The following is a 22,995-nucleotide window of genomic DNA, read 5'->3' on the forward strand; positions in this document are numbered from 1 at the left end:
AAGTGGCTATCTTACTAATACTTAATGACATTTGCCATTACCGTTTGTGTTGGGGGTTGCAAGAGTGATAACCGCGAATTCAATATCGCGGCATGGTCAAAATTCATACCTGCTATCCACTTTGAAGATACTCTATTAACTATCTTAGCATTTTCATGCCCCATCTGACTTGCTATAAACGCGGTGCAGGATGTGGACAGTTGGCGTAATTTGTTACGGTTTCCTCGCTGTGACAAAATGCGTAAGCGATTACAATGCGTTAGTGTACGAATCAACGGGAATATTTAATAAATGAGCAACTTAGCGGATTATGTCAATGCTATAAAAATAGGCAAAAATGTTATTTGTATTGAGGATGTCAGTAAACGGGATGACATGGCTGAAGTTGAGATTATAAATAAGACATGGCTTCATGATTCGGGAGTGGTTATTCGTTGTTCTCGCGAAAATGAATTGGTTAAATATTCATCAAATGCATGTCCAGAATGCAGCATTAGATGGCATGTCGTTGATGCGGCAGGTCAGGATATTCGTCCACTGGAGAAAACGTTTCACAATGCTTGCCAGGAGTCGTACTGGTTAAAAGTAAATCGTCAAACGCATCTCCCGGTGTAAACGCTGGGCTAACCAATCACAGCGATACCAAGCCGCTCCATGAGCAACGATGCCTGGTAGTTGTCTAACTTAACGCCTTGTAAATCAACACCCCGAATATCTAAGTCACCTAACTCCGAATTGGTCAGATCGCAATGTGCGAAGTTTGCTGCTTGCCAGTCGAAAGTAGAAAACTCGCCGCCGGAGAGATCTGAGCCACTGAATGTCGCACCCAGTACCTGAGTCCCCATCCAGCGGTTCTCCCGCAGCTCACACTTTTCCAACACGACTTTCGAAAAATTGGCGTAGCTTAGATGAGGTTATGCGTCAAACCCGCCAGTATGACACTTGCAAATGCGTGCTAGATCTGGTGCTTCTTCAGCAAGGCTCGTAGCTGATGATAAGTCAGACCCAGTAATTCAGCGGCTTTTTTCTGGTTAAATTTAGCCAGCAGTAAACTGGTTTGTAGAAAGTCTTTCTCTTGTTGCTGCTGGAATTCACGCAGATCCAGCGGTAATGCTACAGATGCTGGTTTTGCTTCCTGCACCTGAGATTCCACGACATGGCGGCGGAAGGGGTCAATGATTATCTCATCCAGCGGGTAATCACTGGTCCCATGTCGATAAACGGATCGCTCCACGACGTTTTTCAGTTCACGAATATTGCCCGGCCAACGGTAGTGGAGGAGCGTTTCTCTGGCTTCGGCACTAAACCCTGGAAACAGTGGTAACCCGATCTCGCGGCACATCTGAATGGCAAAATGCTCGGCCATTAACATTATGTCGCTTTGGCGTTCGCGTAACGGTGGGAGTTGCACTACGTCAAAGGCCAGACGATCCAGCAGGTCCGCGCGAAAAGTACCTTCGTTGACCATGCGAGGTAAGTCGGCATTGGTTGCACAAACAAGTCGTACGTTAACCTGCAACGGCTGGCTGCCGCCAACACGTTCCAGCTCTCCATATTCAATAACGCGCAGCAGTTTTTCCTGCACCAGCATTGGGGCGGTTGCCAGTTCATCAAGAAACAGCGTACCGCCGTCGGCGCGTTCGAAACGCCCTGGATGGCGTTTTTGCGCCCCGGTAAAGGCACCTGCTTCGTGACCAAACAGTTCGGAATCAAGCAAGTTCTCGTTGAGTGCTGCGCAGTTAAGCGAAATAAACGGGCCTTGCCAACGGGTGGACAGATAGTGCAGGCGGTTGGCAATAAGCTCTTTCCCAGTACCTCGCTCACCGATAACCAGGACAGGCTTATCCAGCGGTGCCAGATGAGAAACCTGCTCCAGCACTTCAATAAAGCTGTTTGCTTCACCCAGAAGATTATCTTTGTATCCTGCCATGATGAAATTCACCATTTGTTAGTGTTATTCACCAATTTACCCTAATTCTCTCGCCAGGTAAAATTAGATATAATTATTAAAATCAATGGGATAAAAAGTTGGCACGCCAAGTGCATTACGAAATCAGCAGGGCATAGCCCGATATCAGAACAGTAAGTGAGGATTACATTATGGGTATTTTTTCTCGTTTTGCCGACATCGTGAACGCCAACATTAATGCGTTGCTGGAAAAGGCTGAAGATCCGCAGAAGCTGGTGCGGTTAATGATCCAGGAAATGGAAGATACGCTGGTTGAGGTGCGTTCAAACTCCGCACGCGCTCTGGCAGAAAAGAAACAATTATCTCGTCGTATCGAACAGGCCAGCGCGCAACAGGCAGAGTGGCAAGAAAAAGCTGAGCTGGCGCTGCGCAAAGAGAAAGAAGATTTGGCGCGTTCTGCGTTAATCGAAAAACAGAAATTGACTGACCTGATTACCTCTCTGGAGCATGAAGTCACGCTGGTTGACGATACGCTGGCGCGTATGAAAAAAGAGATTGGTGAGCTGGAAAATAAACTCAGTGAAACCCGTGCTCGTCAGCAGGCGCTGATGCTACGTCATCAGGCAGCGAGTTCTTCACGTGATGTTCGTCGTCAACTGGACAGCGGTAAACTTGATGAAGCGATGGCGCGCTTTGAATCTTTCGAGCGTCGTATCGATCAGATGGAAGCTGAGGCTGAAAGCCATAATTTCGGTAAACAGAAGTCCCTGGATCAGCAATTTGCTGACCTGAAAGCAGATGATGAAATCAGCGAGCAGCTGGCGCAACTTAAAGCCAAAATGCAGCAAGACAAGCAATAATAACATCTGGCGGTGCCCGATCGCGCCGCCGCTCATCACCTGTAAGGAGTACTCATGAGCGCGCTATTTCTGGCTATCCCGTTAACCATCTTTGTGCTGTTTGTTTTACCGATTTGGCTCTGGCTGCATTACAGCAACCGTTCCAGTCGTGGCGAACTGTCGCAAAGTGAACAGCAACGTCTGGTCGAACTCAACGATGACGCACAGCGGATGCGTGAGCGCATTCAGGCGCTGGAAGACATCCTTGATGCTGAACATCCAAACTGGAGGGACCGCTAATGGGAGGCGTTAATCTGAACAAAAAACTGTGGCGTATTCCGCAGCAGGGCATGGTGAAGGGGGTTTGTGCGGGTATTGCGCATTATCTCGATGTGCCTGTGAAGCTGGTACGGATCCTGGTGGTGCTGTCAGTCTTTTTTGGTCTGGCCTTTTTCACCTTCGTCGCTTACATCGTGCTGACGTTTGTATTGGATCCGATGCCGGATAATGTGGTTTCCGGCGAGCAGCAGCCATCAAGCGGTGAGCTGTTGGATGCCGTCGATCGCGAGCTGGCGGCTAGTGAAAAGCGTTTGCGTGAAATGGAACGTTATGTGACGTCCGATACTTTTTCCTTACGTAGTCGTTTCCGCCAATTGTGAGGTTAGAAATGAACAATCGCTGGCAACGTGCCGGGCAAAGGGTTAAGCCGGGCTTTAAAATAGCAGGTAAGCTGGTGCTTTTAACGGCGCTTCGCTACGGCCCGGCGGGGGTAGCAGGGTGGGCGGTGAAATCCGTCGCCCGACGCCCGCTAAAAATGCTGCTGGCGTTGGTTCTGGAACCTGTGTTGAGTCGGGCTGCGGCAAAATTGTCGAAACGATATTCCGGTAATCGAACCTGATATTTGAATCAGTAAAAGCAAGCAACAATTAATCAACATTCCCTCAGTTAATTTGCGGCAGCTCACAAATACGATTTTTTGGCTGCCAAAATTCTTTTTTTACCCCCCTCCAGACCACCTCAGCTAATTGACAGCTTATTTTCCGCAGAGTAGTCTTCTGGTTCATGGGACCGCTACCACGAGAATCGAAGGTGAACCAAAAAATCCAAAAATGCCTGACAGAAGTTTATGGTCATACATTTACTTCATGCCACTATGAAGCGCTGTTTGCACGTTTAGAGAAATCACAGGGATTAATTAAAAAAATCCGTAAAGCGCATTGGGATGAGGGCGATGTGGTGCTTATTACCTACGCCGATCAATTCCACGGGGTTGGTAAAAAACCGTTGTCGACGTTTAATCAGTTTTATAATGAATGGTTTAAGTCGACATTTTCTCATGTGCATCTTCTGCCATTTTATCCGTGGTCATCGGATGATGGTTTTTCCGTGATTAATTACCATCAGGTTGCCGAAGAAACCGGTGACTGGAATGATATTAAGGAATTAGGTGAGTCCAGTCGACTGATGTTTGATTTTGTTTGTAACCATATGTCAGCTAAAAGCGAGTGGTTTAATAATTATTTGCAACAGCTTGACGGTTATGAAAATTTCTTTATTGCAATGGATCCTGATACGGACCTGAGCAACGTCACACGTCCACGCGCATTACCGTTACTGACACCATTTACGCTAAAAGATAACACCGTGCGCCATTTATGGACGACGTTCAGCGATGACCAGATCGATCTCAACTATGCCAACCCGGTGGTGTTACTGGCGATGGTCGATGTGCTGCTGAGCTATCTTGAGCAGGGCGCAGATTATGTTCGCCTGGATGCGGTTGGCTTTATGTGGAAAGAGCCTGGAACGAGCTGTATTCATCTGGAAAAAACGCATCAGCTTATCAAACTATTCCGCGCTATTGCGGACTGCGCGGCGCCTGGTACGGCGATTATTACCGAAACCAACGTCCCGCATAAGGATAACGTGTCCTACTACGGTAATGGCCATGATGAAGCGCATATGGTGTACCAGTTCTCGCTGCCGCCGCTGGTGCTGCATGCGGTACAACGCCAGGACACGTCGATATTGTGCCAGTGGGCGCAATCACTGGAGCTGCCGTCTGGTGAGACAACCTGGTTTAATTTTCTCGCATCGCATGATGGCATTGGTCTCAACCCATTACGCGGTTTGTTGCCTGAAGACGAGATCATGCGGCTGGTGACAGAACTACAACAGGAAGGTGCGCTGGTTAACTGGAAAAATAACCCTGATGGCAGTCGCAGTCCGTATGAAATTAACGTGACATATATGGATGCGCTAACCCCTAGTAATTGTAGCGATGCCGAACGGTTTTCTCGCTTTATTCTCGCACATGCCATTTTGCTGAGTTTTCCAGGCGTGCCGGCGGTTTACATTCAAAGCATACTTGGCTCACGCAATGATTATAAAGGTGTTGAGACGTTCGGTTATAACCGCGCGATCAACCGCAAAAAATATCAGGTGAGACAAATAGAAGCGGAGCTGGCAGATGAAACCAGTTTACGTCACGCTATTTATCATGAGTTTTCCCGACTAATTGTAATACGTCGTAATAATAAAGCATTTCATCCTGATAGTGATTTTCAAATTAACAGTATTACACCGGCCGTAATGCAAATTAAACGTACGGCGGAAACAGGTGAGAAAATTACCGGGTTATTTAATGTCAGCGGTCATACTCAAACCATTCGTATTGATATTGAAAATGGAGTTGATTTGATTGGCGGTAAAGCTATTTCCGGTAAGGAATTAACGTTGTACGCCTGGCAGGTTATGTGGGTTAAGTAATAAAAAGGAACATTTCATGCTTAAAGCTAAAATTGTGCTGATTTCAGCACTGGTTTCCTGCGCCCTGGTTTCTGGGTGTAAGGATGATAAAAAGTCCTCTGTCGCGATTGAATTTATGCACTCTTCTGTTGAGCAGGAGCGGCAGGCGGTCATTGCAAAACTGATTGAGCGTTTTGAAAAAGAAAACCCGGGCATCAGCGTCAAACAGGTTCCTGTGGAAGAAGATGCTTACAACACCAAGGTCATCACTCTGGCGCGCAGCGGTTCACTACCTGAAGTTATCGAAACCAGCCATGACTACGCGAAAGTTATGGATAAAGAATCCCTCATTGACCGTAAAGCGGTAGCGCAGGTCATCAACGGCGTAGGTGAGGGTACTTTTTATGATGGCGTCCTGCGTATTGTACGCACTGAAGACGGTAGTGCATGGACCGGGGTTCCGGTCAGCGCCTGGATTGGCGGGATCTGGTACCGCAAAGATGTGCTGGCAAAAGCCGGACTGGAAGAGCCAAAAGACTGGCAGCAATTGCTAAACGTGGCGCAGAAGCTCAACAATCCTGGCAGTAAGAAATACGGCATTGCGCTGCCGACGGCAGAAAGCGTTTTGACCGAACAGTCATTCTCCCAGTTTGCGCTCTCTAACCAGGCCAATGTTTTTGATGCGCAGGGAAAGATTACGCTCGACACACCTGAAATGGCGCAGGCGTTGCAGTATTACCGCCAACTTGCCATGAACACTATGCCTGGCTCGAACGACATCATGGAAGTCAAAGATGCTTTCATGAACGGCACGGCGCCAATGGCGATTTATTCCACCTATATCCTCCCGGCGGTGATCAAAGAGGGCGATCCTAATAATGTTGGCTTTATGGTGCCGACGGAAAAAAATTCCGCTGTTTACGGCATGCTGACGTCGCTGACCATTACCGCAGGTCAAAAAACCGAAGAAACAGAAGCGGCAGAGAAATTTGTCACCTTTATGGAGCAGGCAGACAACATTGCGGACTGGGTCATGATGTCGCCAGGGGCGGCGCTGCCGGTCAACAAAGCGGTGGTGAATACTTCGACGTGGAAAGATAACGCTGTTATCAAAGCGCTGGGTGAATTACCCGATCAACTGATTGCCGAACTGCCAAATATTCAGGTCTTTGGCGCCGTCGGTGATAAGAACTTTACCCGCATGGGCGACGTAACCGGCTCCGGCATCGTGAGTACCATGGTGCACAACGTCACGGTAGGAAAAGCTGACCTTTCATCGACCATCAAGGCAAGCCAGACAAAACTGGATGACCTCGTTGAACAGCGCTAATGGGGAAATGGAAAGCCGTGATGAATAAGTTCTTTTCAGGTCGATCTGATATGCCATTTGCCATGCTGCTGCTGGCGCCCAGCTTGCTGTTATTGGGCGGTTTAGTGGCGTGGCCGATGATATCTAACATCGAAATCAGCTTTATGCGTTTGCCGCTTAATCCGCAAATTGAGTCTACGTTTGTCGGGCTGAGCAACTATATCCGTATCTTATCCGATCCCGGATTCTGGCATTCGCTGTGGATGACGGTCTGGTATACCGCGCTGGTTGTGGCAGGGAGCACGGTGCTGGGGCTGGGAGTGGCGATGTTTTTTAACCGTGAGTTTCGTCTGCGGAAAACGGCGCGCTCACTGGTCATCCTCTCTTACGTAACGCCATCAATTTCGCTGGTGTTTGCCTGGAAATACATGTTCAACAACGGCTACGGCATTGTGAACTACCTCGGCGTGGATCTGTTGCATCTCTACGATCAGGCTCCGCTGTGGTTCGACAATCCCGGTAGCAGCTTCGCGCTGGTCGTGTTGTTCGCCATCTGGCGCTACTTCCCCTATGCCTTTATCTCGTTTCTGGCGATTTTACAGACTATTGATAAATCGTTGTATGAGGCGGCAGAAATGGATGGCGCGAACGCCTGGCAACGGTTTCGCATCGTCACGCTGCCAGCGATCATGCCGGTACTGGCGACCGTAGTCACACTGCGTACGATCTGGATGTTTTATATGTTCGCCGATGTTTATCTGCTGACCACTAAAGTCGATATTCTCGGGGTCTATCTCTATAAAACAGCGTTTGCATTTAATGACTTAGGCAAAGCGGCCGCGATCTCTGTCGTCCTCTTCGTCATCATTTTCGCTGTTATCCTGCTGACCAGAAAACGGGTGAACCTCAATGGCAACAAATAAGCGCACGCTTGGCCGCATCGGCTTTTACTGTGGATTAATTGTCTTCCTGGGTATCACGCTATTTCCATTTTTTGTGATGCTGATGACCTCATTTAAAAGCGCAAAAGAGGCGATTTCGCTGCATCCGACGCTGTTACCGCAGCAATGGACGCTGGAACATTACATCGACATCTTCAACCCGATGATTTTCCCGTTTGTTGACTACTTCCGTAATAGCCTGGTGGTATCGGTGACTTCTTCGGTGGTGGCGGTATTTCTGGGCGTGCTCGGGGCGTATGCGCTTTCCCGCCTGCGTTTTAAGGGACGAATGACCATCAATGCCAGTTTTTACACGGTGTATATGTTTTCGGGGATCCTGCTGGTGGTGCCGTTATTCAAGATCATTACGGCACTCGGCATCTACGACACCGAAATGGCGTTGATTATCACTATGGTCACCCAGACGCTGCCGACCGCAGTGTTCATGTTGAAAAGCTATTTCGACACCATTCCGGATGAGATCGAAGAAGCCGCGATGATGGATGGGTTGAACCGTCTGCAGATCATCTTTCGTATTACCGTGCCGTTGGCAATGTCTGGTCTGGTTTCGGTCTTTGTGTACTGCTTTATGGTGGCGTGGAATGACTATCTGTTTGCCTCGATTTTCCTTTCCAGCGCCAGCAATTTTACCTTACCGGTCGGTCTGAACGCGCTGTTCAGTACGCCTGACTACATCTGGGGACGCATGATGGCCGCATCGTTAGTCACCGCATTACCGGTGGTCATTATGTATGCGCTTTCCGAACGTTTTATTAAAAGTGGTTTGACCGCAGGCGGCGTGAAAGGCTAAGCGGCCAGTTTAATTAAGGAGTTGTAAATGAAGAAGTTAGTTGCCACAGAACCGCGCGTTGCAGCGTTGGTGGAATATGAAGACAGAGCGGTATCGGCCAATGAAGTTAAAGTTCGCGTTCGCTTTGGTGCGCCGAAACATGGCACAGAAGTGGTCGATTTTCGTGCTGCCAGCCCGTTTATTGACGAAGATTTTAACGGTGAATGGCAAATGTTTATGCCGCGTCCGGAAGGGGCTCCACGCGGAATCGAATTCGGTAAATTCCAGCTTGGCAATATGGTGGTGGGCGATGTTATTGAGTGTGGCAGCGATGTGACCGAATACGCCGTTGGCGATTCAGTTTGCGGATACGGTCCTCTGGCAGAAACGGTTATTTTTAATGCGGTGAACAACTACAAACTACGCAAAATGCCTGAAGGCAGTTCGTGGAAAAATGCCGTGTGCTATGACCCGGCACAGTTCGCCATGAGCGGTGTGCGCGACGCCAATGTGCGCGTCGGTGACTTTGTGGTCGTCGTGGGCTTAGGCGCAATTGGCCAGATTGCCGTGCAACTGGCTAAGAAAGCGGGAGCCTCAGTGGTCATCGGCGTCGATCCTATTGCCCATCGCTGCGATATCGCGCGTCGCCATGGCGCGGATTTCTGCCTGAATCCGATTGGCACCGATGTAGGCATGGAAATTAAGAAGCTGACCGGTAAGCAGGGCGCAGATGTGATCATCGAAACCAGCGGCTATGCAGATGCGCTGCAGTCGGCGTTACGCGGTCTGGCCTATGGTGGAACCATTTCCTATGTCGCTTTCGCGAAACCTTTTGCTGAAGGTTTCAACCTGGGGCGTGAAGCGCACTTCAACAATGCCAAAATTGTCTTCTCACGTGCTGGTAGTGAACCTAATCCAGATTATCCGCGCTGGAGCCGCAAGCGCATCGAGGAAACCTGTTGGGAACTGTTGATGAACGGTTACCTGGACTGTGAAGAACTCATTGACCCGGTAGTGACTTTCGCCAACAGCCCGGAGAGCTATATGCAGTATGTCGATCGCCATCCGGAAAAAAGCATCAAAATGGGCGTGACGTTTTAATTAAGGAATGCAGAAGATGAAAATTGGAACACAGAATCAGGCTTTTTTCCCGGAAAATATTCTCGAGAAATTCCGTTACATCAAAGAGATGGGGTTTGATGGTTTTGAAATTGACGGTAAGTTGCTGGTCAATAACCTTGATGAAGTAAAAGCGGCGATCAAAGAAACAGGTTTGCCTGTTACCACTGCCTGTGGAGGATATGACGGTTGGATCGGTGATTTTATCGAAGAGCGTCGTTTGAAAGGGTTACAACAGATTACCCGCATTCTCGAAGCGCTGGCCGAAGTCGGCGGACAAGGCATTATTGTACCTGCTGCATGGGGCATGTTTACCTTCCGCCTACCGCCGATGACCTCTCCGCGTAGCCAGGAAGGCGATCGTAAAGCTATCAGTGATTCATTGATTTATCTTGATAAAGTTGCCCATCGTACGGGTACGGTGGTGTATCTGGAGCCGCTCAACCGCTATCAGGATCATATGATCAACACCCTGGCGGATGCCCGTCGCTATATCGTGGAAAATAATCTGAAGCATGTGCAAATCATTGGTGATTTTTACCATATGAATATCGAAGAAGACGATATGGCACAGGCGCTGCACGACAATCGCGATCTGCTGGGTCACGTCCATATTGCGGATAACCATCGTTATCAGCCGGGAAGCGGTACGCTGGATTTCACTGCACTGTTTGACCAGTTACGTGAAGATAATTATCAGGGCTACGTTGTGTACGAAGGGCGCGTGCGAGCAGAGAATCTGCCGGAAGCGTATCGTCAGTCACTGGCCTGGCTGCGTACTTGCTAAGAGGATTTCCGTGAAAAGTGCACTGACAAGCGCTCCGTTACGTGTCGCCATTATTGGCGCCGGGCAGGTGGCGGATAAAGTTCATGCTTCGTACTACTGCACCCGCAACGATCTGGAACTGGTGGCTGTCTGCGACAGCCGCCTGTCACAGGCGCGGTTGTTTGCAGAAAAATACGGTAATCCGCAGGTTTGGGACGATCCGCAAACGATGTTACGCGAAGCTAAGCCAGATATCGTCAGCATCTGCTCGCCCAATCGCTTTCATTATGAACACACCATGTTGGCATTGAACGCTGGATGCCATGTGATGTGCGAGAAACCTCCGGCAATGACGCCAGACGAGGCGTTGGAAATGTGTAAAACGGCGCGTCGGGTGGGAAAAGTACTGGCTTATGATTTTCATCATCGTTTTGCGCTGGATACGCAACTGCTTCGTGAGCAGGTGATGGCCGGTATTCTGGGTGAAATCTATGTCACCAATGTCCGCGCTTTGCGCCGCTGCGGCGTGCCCGGCTGGGGAGTGTTTACCAACAAAGAACTGCAGGGCGGCGGGCCGCTGATTGATCTTGGTATTCATATGCTTGATGCCGCCATGTATGTGCTGGGGTTCCCGGCGGTAAAGCGTGTTAACGCGCACAGCTATCAGCGCATTGGCACGCTTAAAAACAGCGGTCAGTTTGGGAAATGGGATCCCACCACATATACCGTGGAGGATTCTTTGTTCGGCACGATTGAATTTCATAACGGCGGTATCCTGCGCCTGGAAACCTCTTTCGCGCTGAATATTCCTGAACAATCGATTATGAACGTTAATTTCTGCGGCGATTTGGCGGGGGCGACGTTATTCCCGGCCCAGGTTTACACCGACCGTGATGGTACGCTTGACGTGCTGCTTGCGCGCGAGATGGCTGATGACAACCGTCATTATCGTAGCATGGAAGCCTTCGTTAACCATGTCCAGGGCGAGCCTGTCACTATTGCTGACGCAGAGCAGGGCGTCGTTATTCAACAACTGGTTGCCGCACTGTACCAATCGGCTGAAACAGGGACCTACGTAGACTTATGACGAAGCCAGTAATGCTAACTGAACCGGCTTTTTGCCCACATAGCCTGAATAAATATGCGTCACTCATGACGACCGGTAACGGGTATATGGGAATTCGCGCCAGCCACGAGGAAGCTTACACCTTACAGACTCGCGGCATGTATCTGGCTGGGTTGTATCACCGTGCGGGTAAAGGCGAAATTAATGAACTGGTTAATCTACCTGATGTAGTCGGAGTGGAGATCACGCTTAATGGCGAGATTTTCTCGCTAACCAGCGGCGTGATTGAAAGCTGGCATCGCGAGCTGGATTTTGCCAGCGGGGAATTGCGTCGTGCGCTTATCTGGCGTGCACCTGGCGGGGCACGTTTCGCTATTGAGAGTCGGCGATTTGTCTCGGCACAGAAGCTGCTGCTGTTTGCTATGGAAGTGGTCGTAACGCCGCTGGATGCCGATGCCAGCATTGGTATCTCAACCGGTATTGATGCCACGATCACCAATCATGGTCGTCAGCATCTGGATGAAACACAGATTAGAGTATTTGGTCAACATCTTCTGCAGGGCATCTACACAACCCAGGACAATCGCAACGATATCGCGATCACTTCATATTGTGACGTCGACGGCACAGCGCAGCGCTGCTTCACCGCGAAAGAACGTCGGTTGTTACAACACAACACCGTGCAGGCGCAAGCCGGGCAGCGTGTCACGCTGACGAAAATGAGTTGGGTTGACTGGACGAGCGAACGCAACCTGTCGCTTGAGACCTGGGGACGCCAGTCGCTGCGTAACATTGAAGCATGCGCGCAACAGGGATATGACGCTCTGTTGGTTGAGTCGAGCGCCAACTGGCATGCCTGGTGGCAAACTCGTCGCGTTCAGGTTACCAGCTCTGATATTAGCGATCAGCGCGCGCTGGACTATGCGCTCTATCATCTGCGTGTGATGACCCCAGACCATGATGAGCGCAGCAGTATTGCGGCCAAAGGTCTGACGGGTGAAGGGTATAAAGGCCACATCTTCTGGGATACTGAGGTCTTTTTGTTACCGTTTCACTTGTTTACCGAACCGAAAACCGCGAGAAGTCTATTGCGTTACCGCTGGCATAATTTGCCGGGCGCGCGTGAGAAAGCCCGCCGTAACGGTTGGCAGGGCGCGCTGTTCCCGTGGGAAAGCGCTCGCAGCGGTGATGAGGAAACGCCTGAATTCGCGGCGATCAACATCCGTACCGGGCTGCGACAAAAAGTGGCCTCCGCACAGGCTGAACATCACCTCGTGGCGGATGTTGCCTGGGCGGTAATCAATTACTGGCATGCCACAGGGGATCTAAACTTCATGACCCGTGAGGGCATGACGCTGCTGCTGGAAACGGCGAAGTTCTGGATTAGCAGGGCTGTCATGGTCAACGATCGTTTAGAGATCCACGATGTGATTGGCCCGGATGAATACACTGAGCATGTGAACAACAATGCGTTCACCAACTACATGGCCTGGTACAACGTAGAGCAGGCGCTGGGTTTTGCCCGTCGGTTGGGCTGTGGCGATGGCACGTTTATTCATCGCGCAGAGCATTTTTTACAGTATCTCTGGCGACCGGAAGTGCAGCCCGATGGCGTGCTTCCTCAGGATGATACCTTCCTGAACAAACCGGTTATCGATCTGTCGCAGTACAAAGCCAAAGCGGGCAAGCAGACCATTTTGCTCGATTACTCCCGTGCAGAAGTCAATGAGATGCAAATTCTTAAACAGGCTGATGTCGTGATGCTGACCTACATGTTGCCGGAGCAATTTAGCCCGCAAACCTGTCTGGCTAACCTGCGTTATTACGAGCCACGTACGATTCACGACTCCTCTTTGAGTAAGGCGATTCACGGGATTGTGGCTGCGCGTTGTGGTGATTCGGCTCAGGGATATCGGTTTTGGCGCGAAGGTTCGCTAATCGATCTCGGGGATGACCCGCACAGCTGCGATGATGGTATTCATGCGGCGGCAACGGGCGCAATCTGGTTGGGCGCTATCCAGGGATTTGCCGGAGTGAATGTTCGCCATGGGGAGTTACATCTTGCCCCTGCATTACCGGAACATTGGCAAACACTGTCTTTCCCACTGCGCTGGCAGGGTATCGATTTGCAGGTAACCATCAATGCAACTGAAATCCGCATTAACAGCGCCGAGCAGATTACTCTTTGGGTAAAAGGGGAAAAGATCTCTGTTCAGGGGGAGATAGTTATCTGCAATGACGCCATTATTTCGCCCACTTATGGGACCGCTTCCACGAAAGGGGATGATGAATGATCCTCAAACCACAGGCCATCATTTTTGATTTAGATGGCGTGATTACCGACACTGCACATTTGCATTTTCTCGCCTGGCGGCAGGTAGCCGGTGAAATAGGGATTGCGATTGACGAGGCATTTAATGACAGCCTGAAAGGGATTAGTCGCGGCGAATCGCTACAGCGTATTTTGCAATATGGCGGGAAAGCGGGGGAGTTTACACCTGAGGTTTGCGCACAATTGGCCGAGAGAAAAAACAGACTGTATGTCCATTCTTTGCGCCAGTTGACGGTGAACTCGGTATTGCCGGGAATACGTGAGCTGCTGATGACGTTGCGGGAAGAGCGGATTCCGGTGGGGCTGGCCTCTGTGTCGCTCAATGCCCCTGCGATTTTACAAGCGATTGATCTTAAATCTTATTTTGATTTCTGTGCGGATGCCGCGCTAATTTCTCGCTCGAAACCGGATCCGGAGATTTTTCTGGCAGCCTGTGCGGGCCTTGGCGCTGACCCACAGCAGTGTATTGGCATAGAAGATGCTCAGGCGGGTATTGATGCGATCAACGCCTGCGGCATGCTCTCTGTTGGCATTGGTACGGGGCTGAACGGAGCAAGCTTGCAACTTCCTTCAACCGAATTTCTGACGTGGCCGTGCTTATCGGCTCTCTGGCAACACGACAAGTAAAGGATTCAACATGGCACAGCTTTCGTTGCAACACATTCAAAAAATTTACGACAACCAGGTACACGTCGTTAAAGACTTCAATCTGGAAATTGAAGACAAAGAGTTTATTGTTTTTGTTGGCCCTTCAGGCTGTGGGAAGTCAACGACGTTGCGCATGATCGCCGGTCTGGAGGAGATCAGCGGTGGCGATCTGCTGATTGACGGTAAACGGATGAACGATGTGCCGGCGAAATCGCGCAACATTGCGATGGTCTTTCAGAACTACGCGTTGTACCCGCACATGACAGTCTATGACAACATGGCGTTTGGCCTGAAAATGCAGAAAATTGCCCCTGCCGTGATTGAGGAACGTGTCAACTGGGCGGCGCAAATCCTTGGCCTGCGCGATTATCTGCAACGTAAACCGGGTGCGTTATCCGGTGGTCAGCGTCAACGTGTGGCACTGGGGCGTGCGATTGTTCGTGAGGCAGGGGTCTTCCTGATGGATGAACCCTTATCGAATCTCGATGCCAAACTTCGCGTACAGATGCGGGCAGAAATCAGCAAGCTGCATCAGAAACTCAATACCACCATGATATATGTTACCCACGATCAAACAGAAGCCATGACGATGGCGACGCGTATTGTGATTATGAAGGATGGTATTGTTCAGCAGGTTGGTGCGCCGAAAACAGTTTATAACCACCCAGCAAATATGTTTGTCGCAGGATTTATTGGCTCACCGGCCATGAACTTTATTCGTGGCGCGATTGACGGTGATAAGTTTGTTACTGAAACACTAAAATTAACGATTCCAGAAAATAAATTAGCACAATTAAAAACGCAGGGTTATGAACATCAGGCGATCACGCTGGGTATTCGCCCTGAGGATATCCATCCGCAGCTTAATAATGAAAATAGTGTATCAGCAAAAATTAGCGTTGCAGAACTCACTGGCGCTGAATTTATGCTTTATACCATTGTTGGGGGGCATGAGTTGGTGGTCCGTGCCGGTGCAGTGAATGATTATCACGCAGGAGAAAATATCACTATTCATTTTGATATGGCGAAATGCCATTTCTTTGATGCTGAAACTGAAGTTGCTATTCAATAAAATTTCGGGGGGATCCCCCCCCAAGCCTTGGGGCATTTTGCGAGTATTTTAACAAGGAATAATAATGAAAACCCTACTGTCCGCGACTGCGCTGATTATGAGCGCAGGAATGGCCTGCGCGCAGGCTGCTGAAAAGAATGACTGGCACTTTAATATCGGTGCTATGTACGAAATAGAAAACGTTGAAGGTCAGGGCGAAGATATGGATGGACTGGCTGAGCCGTCCGTCTATTTTAATGCGTCCAATGGGCCGTGGAAAATATCGCTGGCCTATTACCAGGAAGGACCGGTTGATTACAGCGAGGGCAAGCGCGGTACATGGTTTGACCGCCCTGAACTGGAAGTCCGCTATCAATTCCTTGAAAGCGAAAATGTTAATTTCGGTCTGACCGGTGGCTTCCGTAATTACGGTTATCACTATGTCAATGAACCCGGAAAAGACACTGCTAATATGCAGCGCTGGAAAGTGCAGCCAGATTGGGATGTTAAACTTACTGATGACCTGCGCTTTAGCGGCTGGTTTGCGATGTATCAATTCGTTAATGATTTGAGCACCACCGGCTACTCTGATAGCCGCGTCGAAAGTGAGAGCGGGTTGAATTATACGTTTAACGAAACAGTAGGATTAACGGTCAACTATTACCTTGAACGCGGCTTTAATCTGGCGGACTCGCGTAATAATGGTGAGTTCTCAACCCAGGAAATTCGGGCTTATCTGCCTCTGTCCTTCGGCAATACAACCCTGACGCCGTATACCCGTATCGGGCTTGATCGCTGGTCAAACTGGGACTGGCAGGATGATCCTGAACGCGAAGGCCATGATTTCAATCGCCTCGGTTTATTGTATGCGTATGATTTCCAGAACGGTTTATCAATGTCTCTGGAGTATGCTTATGAATGGGAAGATCATGACGAAGGTGAAAGCGACAGGTTCCATTATGCTGGCATAGGCGTGAACTACGCATTCTAAAAATGAACAGGGGCATTATTATGCCCCTGTTTTTACACCAGTGAGTCCGCCAATGATATTTGCGTGCTCACCGTGATATTCTGTAACCCTTTTTCACCTGCAATCAGATTAAATAATAAATTACAACTTTGTTCACCCAACTGCTGAGTAGGTACATCAATTCCACCAGGAACTGGTGTGAGCATAAAAGAAAGTAGCTCATTACTATAGCCTACAACGGCAAGTTGCTTTGGAATGGAAATATTTTTCTCGGCCGCTACGCGATATAAACTCATTAACTTCAAGCTGTCTGTCGCAAATACGGCATCGGGTAACGGTTGCTGACTAAGTAATTTTCGAGAAGCAAGTAGGGCGGTTTCATGAGTATACCCCCCGTCAATAACCCACTCATCGCGCATTTTAATGTTATGTGCCTGAAGGCTGGCTTTATAACCGTTAACGCGATCGATAGAAACATGAACGTCAAGCGGTGCATGCAAACAGGCAATATTACGGTGGCCACTCTCAATCAGCGCATTTGTCAGCGTAATACTGTCGCGATAATTATCGGTGTCTACAGAATAGACATTAGTGTAGTCACCTTCAACCTTCCCGATAACCACAACCGGGACGTTGTATTTATCCAACCGAGCAAAAAATGATTCATCGGCAGGAGAGCTCAGCATAATGATCCCTTTGATCAACTTCTGCTTAATTTTGCTCTCACATTTTTGTAAATCATCTTCGGTGCTTCGCGACGTCTGCAATATGACATCAAAACCGACTTCTTCAGCCTTGGCAGTAATTGCATGCAATACTTCAGAGAAAAACGGATTACCGGCAGTTGTTTTTGCAGAACGGGTGGATATCACCATTATTGCATCAAACCCGGAAGAGGTAAGCGCGCGAGCAAGTTTATTCGGCTGATACTGTAACTCATCAATTGCGCGCAGCACCTTTTCAAGCGCCTCCGGCGAGATGTTGGTTTGCTTATTAAGCACGCGCGATACCGTGGATTTTGATACACCAGCGGCTCGTGCAATATCATAAATGGTAGGAGACATAGATCCCAAGCTCCGTCCGAGAGTCAATGGCGGACATATTATGGAGTTAAGTGGCGAATGACAACAATCTCGGAATGCGGGTAGGAAAATCAAAAGGCTAACCGCACTATGTGCGTGCTGAGGAACAATCGTCCACGGGTGCGGACGGTGATAATGCGGTCGCAATATTTTCTTAAGAACTGGCGTATAGTGTAGGGGTTAAATCCAACTATCAGTCAGGAAGATATTATGTTGAAGAAAAGCGTATTAGCGTTGGCACTGGTTATTGGCATGCCGGTTTATGCTGCCGAGCACTGGATTGATGTTCGCGTTCCTGAACAGTACCAACAGCAGCATATTCAGGGGGCTGTCAACATCCCGTTAAAAGAAATCAAGGCGCGTATCGTAACTGAAGTTCCAGATAAGAGCGATACCGTGAAGCTCTATTGCAACTCTGGGCGTCAATCAGGGCAGGCGAAAGATATGCTGACTGAAATGGGCTACACGCAGGTGACCAACGAAGGTGGCATCAATCAGATAGCGCTTCCTAAAGTAGAGAATAAATAAACCACCCGCATTCATTCTGCTACAGGCGGTAAGAATAATGCCGCCTGATACAGCTCAGGTAGTTGATAAGTAAGAATTGACCCCTATCTTTACTTCCTGTTTGTTATAATTTCTTCGGTTCCTTCAGCAAAACGGGATGGCGATGAAGCGACTTAAAAATGAATTCAATTCGCTGGTTAATCGCGGCGTAGACCGGCATTTACGCCTGGCTGTCACCGGACTTAGCCGGAGCGGTAAAACGGCGTTTATCACCGCAATGGTAAATCAGTTACTCAATATTCATGCCGGGGCGCGTTTGCCGTTGCTCAGTTGCGTGCGCGAAGAGCGTCTGCTTGGCGTGAAACGAGTTCCACAACGCGACTTTGGTATTCCGCGCTTTACCTATGATGAAGGACTGGCGCAGCTGTATGGCTCTCCGCCGACCTGGCCGACACCAACGCGCGGTGTGAGTGAAATTCGTCTGGCGCTGCGTTACAAGTCTAATGACTCATTACTGCGCCACTTTAAAGACACCTCCACGCTGTACCTGGAAATCGTCGATTATCCGGGGGAGTGGCTGCTCGATTTACCGATGCTGGCCCAGGATTATTTGAGCTGGTCGCGGCAAATGACCGGATTATTACAGGGTCAGCGTGGCGAATGGTCGGCAAAATGGCGGCAGTTAAGCCACGGGCTGGATCCACTGGCACCTGCTGACGAAAACCGTCTGGCGGAAATTGCTGCTGCCTGGACGGAGTATCTGCATCAATGCAAGCAGCAGGGACTGCACTTTATTCAGCCGGGCCGTTTTGTTCTGCCAGGAGATATGGCGGGCGCGCCTGCGTTGCAATTCTTCCCGTGGCCGGACGTTGATGCCTGGGGAGAATCGAAGCTGGCGCAGGCAGATAAACACACCAATGCGGGCATGCTGCGCGACAGGTTTAATTACTACTGTGAAAAAGTCGTGAAGGGATTTTATAAGAATCACTTCCTGCGCTTTGATCGTCAGATTGTGCTGGTCGATTGCCTGCAACCGCTCAACAGCGGGCCACAGGCGTTTAACGACATGCGTCTGGCGCTGACCCAACTGATGCAAAGTTTCCATTATGGACAGCGCACGCTGTTTCGTCGGCTGTTTTCTCCGGTGATCGACAAACTGCTGTTTGCCGCCACCAAAGCCGACCACGTCACCGTCGATCAGCACGCCAATATGGTGTCGCTATTGCAGCAGTTAATTCAGGATGCCTGGCAAAACGCTGCGTTCGAAGGTATCAGCATGGATTGTCTGGGGCTGGCATCGGTGCAGGCAACCACCAGCGGCCTGATCGATGTGAAAGGTGAAAAGATCCCCGCGCTGCGTGGTAATCGTCTGAGCGATGGCGAACCGCTAACCGTTTATCCGGGGGAAGTGCCCGCGCGTTTACCTGGACAGGCATTTTGGGACAACCAGGGCTTTCAGTTTGAGGCGTTTCGCCCGCAGGTGATGGATGTCGATAAGCCCTTACCGCATATCCGTCTTGATGCCGCGCTGGAGTTTTTAATAGGAGATAAATTGCGATGAGCGAGCCGTTAAAACCGCGTATCGATTTCTCAGGTCCGTTGGACGTGGAACAAAACACGGCGTTTAAAGCGCAGCAGATGTTTAACGAAACGGAGGCGCAGACTTTTTCTCCGGCGACAGTGGATGAACCACTGGAAGACGAAGGTCAGGCAGAAGCCGTTATTGATGCGGCCCTTCGCCCTAAACGCAGTCTGTGGCGTAAGATGGTGATGGGTGGCCTGGCGCTGTTTGGCGTGAGCGTTGTCGCTCAGGGTGTGCAGTGGACTATGAATGCCTGGCAGACTCAGGACTGGGTCGCGCTGGGAGGATGTGCCGCAGGCGCATTGATTATCGGTGCAGGGGTTGGATCGGTGGCGACCGAATGGCGTCGGCTATGGCGATTGCGTCAGCGCGCGCACGAACGTGATGAAGCGCGAGATCTACTCCACAGCCATGGAACCGGAAAAGGTCGTGCATTCTGTGAAAAGCTGGCGCAGCAGGCGGGCATCGATCAGTCTCATCCGGCATTGCAGCGCTGGTATGCCTCAATTCATGAAACGCAGAACGATCGCGAAGTGGTCAGTCTATACGCCCATCTGGTGCAGCCGGTGCTGGATGCGCAAGCCCGGCGTGAGATTAGCCGTTCAGCGGCAGAGTCCACGTTGATGATTGCCGTCAGCCCGCTGGCGCTGGTGGATATGGCGTTTATCGCCTGGCGCAATCTGCGGCTGATTAATCGTATTGCTTCGCTGTATGGCATTGAGCTGGGTTATTACAGCCGCCTGCGTTTGTTCCGTCTGGTGCTGTTGAATATCGCTTTTGCCGGGACCAGTGAACTGGTGCGGGAAGTAGGGATGGACTGGATGTCGCAGGATTTAGCCGCCCGCTTATCGACACGTGCAGCTCAGGGCATTGGCGCGGGGTTATTAACGGCGCGTCTGGGGATCAAAGCCATGGAACTATGCCGACCGCTACCGTGGATTGATGATGATAAGCCTCGGCTGGGTGATTTCCGCCGCCAACTGATTGGTCAGGTGAAAGAGACCTTACAAAAGAATAAATCTCCGCGCGAAAGTTAGCTATAAAACAGGCGCCGATCGTTTAACTTTACGCTCCGGCGCCCAATTTTCCAGCTCGCTGTCAATATTTGTTGACAGAGTTCTTCCTGCAAACCAAATACTGGCTTATCATTTAACACATAATCCCTTGTCCAGGTGAAGGTTCCTATGCGTTTGGAAGTCTTTTGTGAAGACCGTCTTGGTCTGACCCGCGAACTGCTCGATTTACTGGTGCTGAGAAGCATTGATTTACGCGGTATCGAGATTGACCCCATCGGGCGAATTTACCTTAATTTTGCGGAGCTGGAGTTCACCAACTTCAGCAGTCTGATGGCTGAAATCCGCCGTATTTCAGGGGTTACGGATGTGCGTACCGTACCCTGGATGCCTTCCGAACGTGAACATCTGGCGCTTAGTGCGCTGCTTGAAGCGTTGCCAGAACCGGTCCTTTCTCTGGATATGAAAAGCAAAGTCGAGATGGCGAACCCTGCGAGCTGTCAGCTTTTCGCGCATACGCAGGATCGGATGCGCAATCATACCGCCGCCCAGCTAATCAATGGGTTTAACTTCCAGCGCTGGCTGGAAAGCAATCCGCAGGATTCCCAGAGCGAACATGTCGTAATTAACGGACAGAATTTCCTGATGGAAATTACGCCTGTCCATTTGCAGGGCGAAAATCAGGAGCAGATGCTGACCGGTGCGGTGGTGATGTTGCGCTCCACTATCCGAATGGGACGCCAGCTGCAAAATATGACTACGCAGGATCTCAGCGCGTTTAGCCAGATTATTGCCGTCAGCGCCAAAATGAAACACGTGGTGGAACAGGCGCGCAAGCTGGCGACGTTGAGCGCGCCGCTGCTGATTACCGGTAATACCGGCACCGGCAAAGATCTCTTTGCTCATGCCTGCCACCTGGCAAGTCCGCGTGCGTCAAAACCGTATCTGGCGCTGAACTGCGCGTCAATTCCTGAAGATGCGGTTGAAAGCGAGCTGTTTGGCCATGCGCCGGAAGGTAAAAAAGGCTTCTTTGAGCAGGCGAATGGCGGTTCGGTTCTGTTAGATGAAATTGGCGAAATGTCGCCACGTATGCAGACCAAATTGCTGCGTTTTCTCAATGACGGCACATTCCGTCGCGTGGGAGAAGATCACGAAGTTCATGTTGATGTTCGCGTGATTTGCGCAACGCAAAAGAACCTTGTGGAACTGGTGCAGAAAGGACTTTTCCGTGAAGACCTCTATTATCGTCTGAATGTACTAACGCTAAACCTGCCGCCGCTGCGCGATTGCCCACAAGATATTATGCCGCTTACCGAACTGTTTGTGGCGCGTTTTGCCGACGAGCAGGGCGTGCCGCGTCCGAAACTGTCTGCAGATCTCAGCACGGTACTAACTCGTTATGGTTGGCCGGGCAACGTGCGTCAGCTTAAAAATGCGATCTACCGGGCGCTGACCCAGCTAGAAGGCTATGAGCTACGACCACAGGATATTTTGCTGCCGGATTACGATGCGGCAACGGTTGCTGTCGGAGAAGAGGTGATGGAAGGGTCGCTGGATGAAATCACCAGCCGCTTTGAACGCTCCGTGTTGACGCAGCTGTATATGAATTATCCCAGCACGCGCAAGCTGGCCAAGCGCCTCGGCGTTTCGCATACTGCGATTGCTAACAAATTGCGTGAGTATGGACTGAGCCAGCAGAAAAAAAGCGAAGAGTAATGCCGTAAATGAAAATGCCTCCATGCGGAGGCATTTTTGTATGCAGACGCAGCTTACGCTTTCAGTACGTCCAGCGCAGCAGTGTAGTCTGGTTCGTTGGTGATTTCATTGACCAGCTGGCTGAAAACAACGTTATCATTTTCGTCAATAACGACCACGGCACGTGCGGCCAGGCCTTTCAGCGGGCCTTCAGCGATTTCAACACCGTAGTTTTTCAGGAATTCTGCGTTGCGCAGGGTGGACAGCGTGATAACGTTGCTCAGACCTTCCGCGCCGCAAAAACGAGAGTGGGCGAATGGCAGGTCGGCTGAGATGCACAGTACGACGGTATTGTCGATTTCTGTCGCCAGTTGGTTAAACTTACGTACCGATGCCGCGCAAACGCCGGTATCGATGCTTGGGAAAATATTCAGCACTTTGCGCTTGCCTGCGAACTGGCCCAGCGTAACGTCAGACAGGTCTTTAGCCACAAGGGTAAAAGCCTGAGCTTTGCTTCCAGCCTGAGGAATAGAGCCGGCGACTGCAACCGGGTTGCCCTGGAAATGAACGGTTTGTGACATGGTTATCTTCCTGTTTACATATAGTTAACGTCGAGGCTAGTTTATGC

23 protein-coding genes and 1 pseudogene are annotated in these 22,995 nt (G+C 50.2%); 20 read left to right on the forward strand and 4 right to left on the reverse strand.

The window, feature by feature from the left end; all coding sequences use genetic code 11:
* Window positions 1–291 precede the first annotated feature (291 nt).
* Complete coding sequence (locus OGV71_RS16800) at window positions 292–615, forward strand: hypothetical protein (protein WP_003840736.1); 324 nt, start codon at window positions 292–294, stop codon at window positions 613–615.
* A gap of 8 nt (window positions 616–623) precedes the next feature.
* Here OGV71_RS16800 and OGV71_RS16805 read toward each other — a convergent pair.
* Both OGV71_RS16805 and pspF read right to left on the reverse strand, forming a co-directional pair.
* A pseudogene (locus tag OGV71_RS16805) lies at window positions 624–911 on the reverse strand (pentapeptide repeat-containing protein); the annotation flags it as partial.
* Between the two features lie 44 nt (window positions 912–955).
* Window positions 956–1,945 carry a phage shock protein operon transcriptional activator gene (pspF, locus tag OGV71_RS16810; RefSeq protein ID WP_176691736.1) on the reverse strand — a complete coding sequence of 330 codons (990 nt, stop codon included), beginning with the start codon at window positions 1,943–1,945 and terminating at the stop codon, window positions 956–958.
* Between the two features lie 155 nt (window positions 1,946–2,100).
* On the opposite strand from pspF, the gene pspA reads away from it, so the two are divergent.
* From pspA to OGV71_RS16885, 15 genes are all read left to right on the forward strand, one after another.
* On the forward strand, window positions 2,101–2,769 hold the full coding sequence (gene pspA, locus OGV71_RS16815) for a phage shock protein PspA (protein WP_071697414.1): 669 nt from the start codon (window positions 2,101–2,103) through the stop codon (window positions 2,767–2,769).
* 54 nt (window positions 2,770–2,823) lie between these two features.
* Entirely contained in the window at window positions 2,824–3,048 is a 225-nt protein-coding gene (gene pspB / locus OGV71_RS16820) for an envelope stress response membrane protein PspB (protein ID WP_003020509.1), read from the forward strand.
* The gene (gene pspC, locus OGV71_RS16825) at window positions 3,048–3,407 is read left to right on the forward strand and encodes an envelope stress response membrane protein PspC (RefSeq protein ID WP_003020497.1); all 360 of its coding nucleotides are present in this window, start codon (window positions 3,048–3,050) and stop codon (window positions 3,405–3,407) included. The genes pspB and pspC overlap by 1 nt, the downstream gene beginning before the upstream one ends.
* A gap of 8 nt (window positions 3,408–3,415) precedes the next feature.
* On the forward strand, window positions 3,416–3,646 hold the full coding sequence (pspD, locus tag OGV71_RS16830) for a phage shock protein PspD (protein ID WP_003020493.1): 231 nt from the start codon (window positions 3,416–3,418) through the stop codon (window positions 3,644–3,646).
* Window positions 3,647–3,810: 164 nt separating this feature from the next.
* Complete coding sequence (locus tag OGV71_RS16835) at window positions 3,811–5,517, forward strand: sugar phosphorylase (protein ID WP_286533675.1); 1,707 nt, start codon at window positions 3,811–3,813, stop codon at window positions 5,515–5,517.
* A 16-nt stretch (window positions 5,518–5,533) separates the two neighbouring features.
* The gene (locus OGV71_RS16840) at window positions 5,534–6,826 is read left to right on the forward strand and encodes an ABC transporter substrate-binding protein (protein ID WP_174500855.1); all 1,293 of its coding nucleotides are present in this window, start codon (window positions 5,534–5,536) and stop codon (window positions 6,824–6,826) included.
* Between the two features lie 20 nt (window positions 6,827–6,846).
* On the forward strand, window positions 6,847–7,728 hold the full coding sequence (locus tag OGV71_RS16845) for a carbohydrate ABC transporter permease (protein ID WP_003840754.1): 882 nt from the start codon (window positions 6,847–6,849) through the stop codon (window positions 7,726–7,728).
* Window positions 7,715–8,557: a carbohydrate ABC transporter permease gene (locus tag OGV71_RS16850; RefSeq protein WP_003020474.1), complete on the forward strand. Its 843-nt coding sequence runs from the start codon at window positions 7,715–7,717 to the stop codon at window positions 8,555–8,557. The genes OGV71_RS16845 and OGV71_RS16850 overlap by 14 nt, the downstream gene beginning before the upstream one ends.
* A gap of 27 nt (window positions 8,558–8,584) precedes the next feature.
* On the forward strand, window positions 8,585–9,637 hold the full coding sequence (ycjQ, locus tag OGV71_RS16855) for a D-guloside 3-dehydrogenase (protein ID WP_257651164.1): 1,053 nt from the start codon (window positions 8,585–8,587) through the stop codon (window positions 9,635–9,637).
* A 16-nt stretch (window positions 9,638–9,653) separates the two neighbouring features.
* On the forward strand, window positions 9,654–10,442 hold the full coding sequence (ycjR, locus tag OGV71_RS16860; RefSeq protein ID WP_286533678.1) for a 3-dehydro-D-guloside 4-epimerase: 789 nt from the start codon (window positions 9,654–9,656) through the stop codon (window positions 10,440–10,442).
* 10 nt (window positions 10,443–10,452) lie between these two features.
* On the forward strand, window positions 10,453–11,508 hold the full coding sequence (gene ycjS / locus OGV71_RS16865; protein ID WP_044710888.1) for a D-glucoside 3-dehydrogenase: 1,056 nt from the start codon (window positions 10,453–10,455) through the stop codon (window positions 11,506–11,508).
* Complete coding sequence (locus tag OGV71_RS16870; protein WP_286533681.1) at window positions 11,505–13,781, forward strand: glycoside hydrolase family 65 protein; 2,277 nt, start codon at window positions 11,505–11,507, stop codon at window positions 13,779–13,781. The genes ycjS and OGV71_RS16870 overlap by 4 nt, the downstream gene beginning before the upstream one ends.
* Entirely contained in the window at window positions 13,778–14,446 is a 669-nt protein-coding gene (gene pgmB / locus OGV71_RS16875; RefSeq protein ID WP_286533683.1) for a beta-phosphoglucomutase, read from the forward strand. Before OGV71_RS16870 ends, pgmB begins: the two co-directional genes overlap by 4 nt.
* Before the next feature lie 10 nt (window positions 14,447–14,456).
* Window positions 14,457–15,539, forward strand: coding sequence for an ABC transporter ATP-binding protein (locus tag OGV71_RS16880; RefSeq protein ID WP_044700116.1), 1,083 nt, complete (start codon window positions 14,457–14,459; stop codon window positions 15,537–15,539).
* 64 nt (window positions 15,540–15,603) lie between these two features.
* On the forward strand, window positions 15,604–16,509 hold the full coding sequence (locus OGV71_RS16885) for an OmpG family monomeric porin (protein ID WP_046670756.1): 906 nt from the start codon (window positions 15,604–15,606) through the stop codon (window positions 16,507–16,509).
* Window positions 16,510–16,541: 32 nt separating this feature from the next.
* Here OGV71_RS16885 and OGV71_RS16890 read toward each other — a convergent pair whose 3' ends face one another.
* Entirely contained in the window at window positions 16,542–17,552 is a 1,011-nt protein-coding gene (locus OGV71_RS16890; RefSeq protein ID WP_003843961.1) for a LacI family DNA-binding transcriptional regulator, read from the reverse strand.
* A gap of 228 nt (window positions 17,553–17,780) precedes the next feature.
* On the opposite strand from OGV71_RS16890, the gene pspE reads away from it, so the two are divergent.
* From pspE to tyrR, 4 genes are all read left to right on the forward strand, one after another.
* The gene (pspE, locus tag OGV71_RS16895; RefSeq protein ID WP_286533685.1) at window positions 17,781–18,098 is read left to right on the forward strand and encodes a thiosulfate sulfurtransferase PspE; all 318 of its coding nucleotides are present in this window, start codon (window positions 17,781–17,783) and stop codon (window positions 18,096–18,098) included.
* Between the two features lie 142 nt (window positions 18,099–18,240).
* Entirely contained in the window at window positions 18,241–19,638 is a 1,398-nt protein-coding gene (locus OGV71_RS16900) for a YcjX family GTP-binding protein (protein WP_003020444.1), read from the forward strand.
* Window positions 19,635–20,696, forward strand: a complete 1,062-nt coding sequence (locus OGV71_RS16905; RefSeq protein ID WP_286533687.1) for a YcjF family protein — start codon at window positions 19,635–19,637, stop codon at window positions 20,694–20,696. The genes OGV71_RS16900 and OGV71_RS16905 overlap by 4 nt, the downstream gene beginning before the upstream one ends.
* A 147-nt stretch (window positions 20,697–20,843) precedes the next feature.
* Window positions 20,844–22,388: a transcriptional regulator TyrR gene (tyrR, locus tag OGV71_RS16910; protein ID WP_003020438.1), complete on the forward strand. Its 1,545-nt coding sequence runs from the start codon at window positions 20,844–20,846 to the stop codon at window positions 22,386–22,388.
* Window positions 22,389–22,441: 53 nt separating this feature from the next.
* Here tyrR and tpx read toward each other — a convergent pair whose 3' ends face one another.
* Window positions 22,442–22,948, reverse strand: coding sequence for a thiol peroxidase (gene tpx / locus OGV71_RS16915; protein ID WP_003020437.1), 507 nt, complete (start codon window positions 22,946–22,948; stop codon window positions 22,442–22,444).
* Window positions 22,949–22,995: the final 47 nt, after the last annotated feature.

This window comes from Citrobacter sp. Cf088, assembly GCF_030334295.1.
GTDB classification, from domain to species: domain Bacteria; phylum Pseudomonadota; class Gammaproteobacteria; order Enterobacterales; family Enterobacteriaceae; genus Citrobacter; species Citrobacter freundii.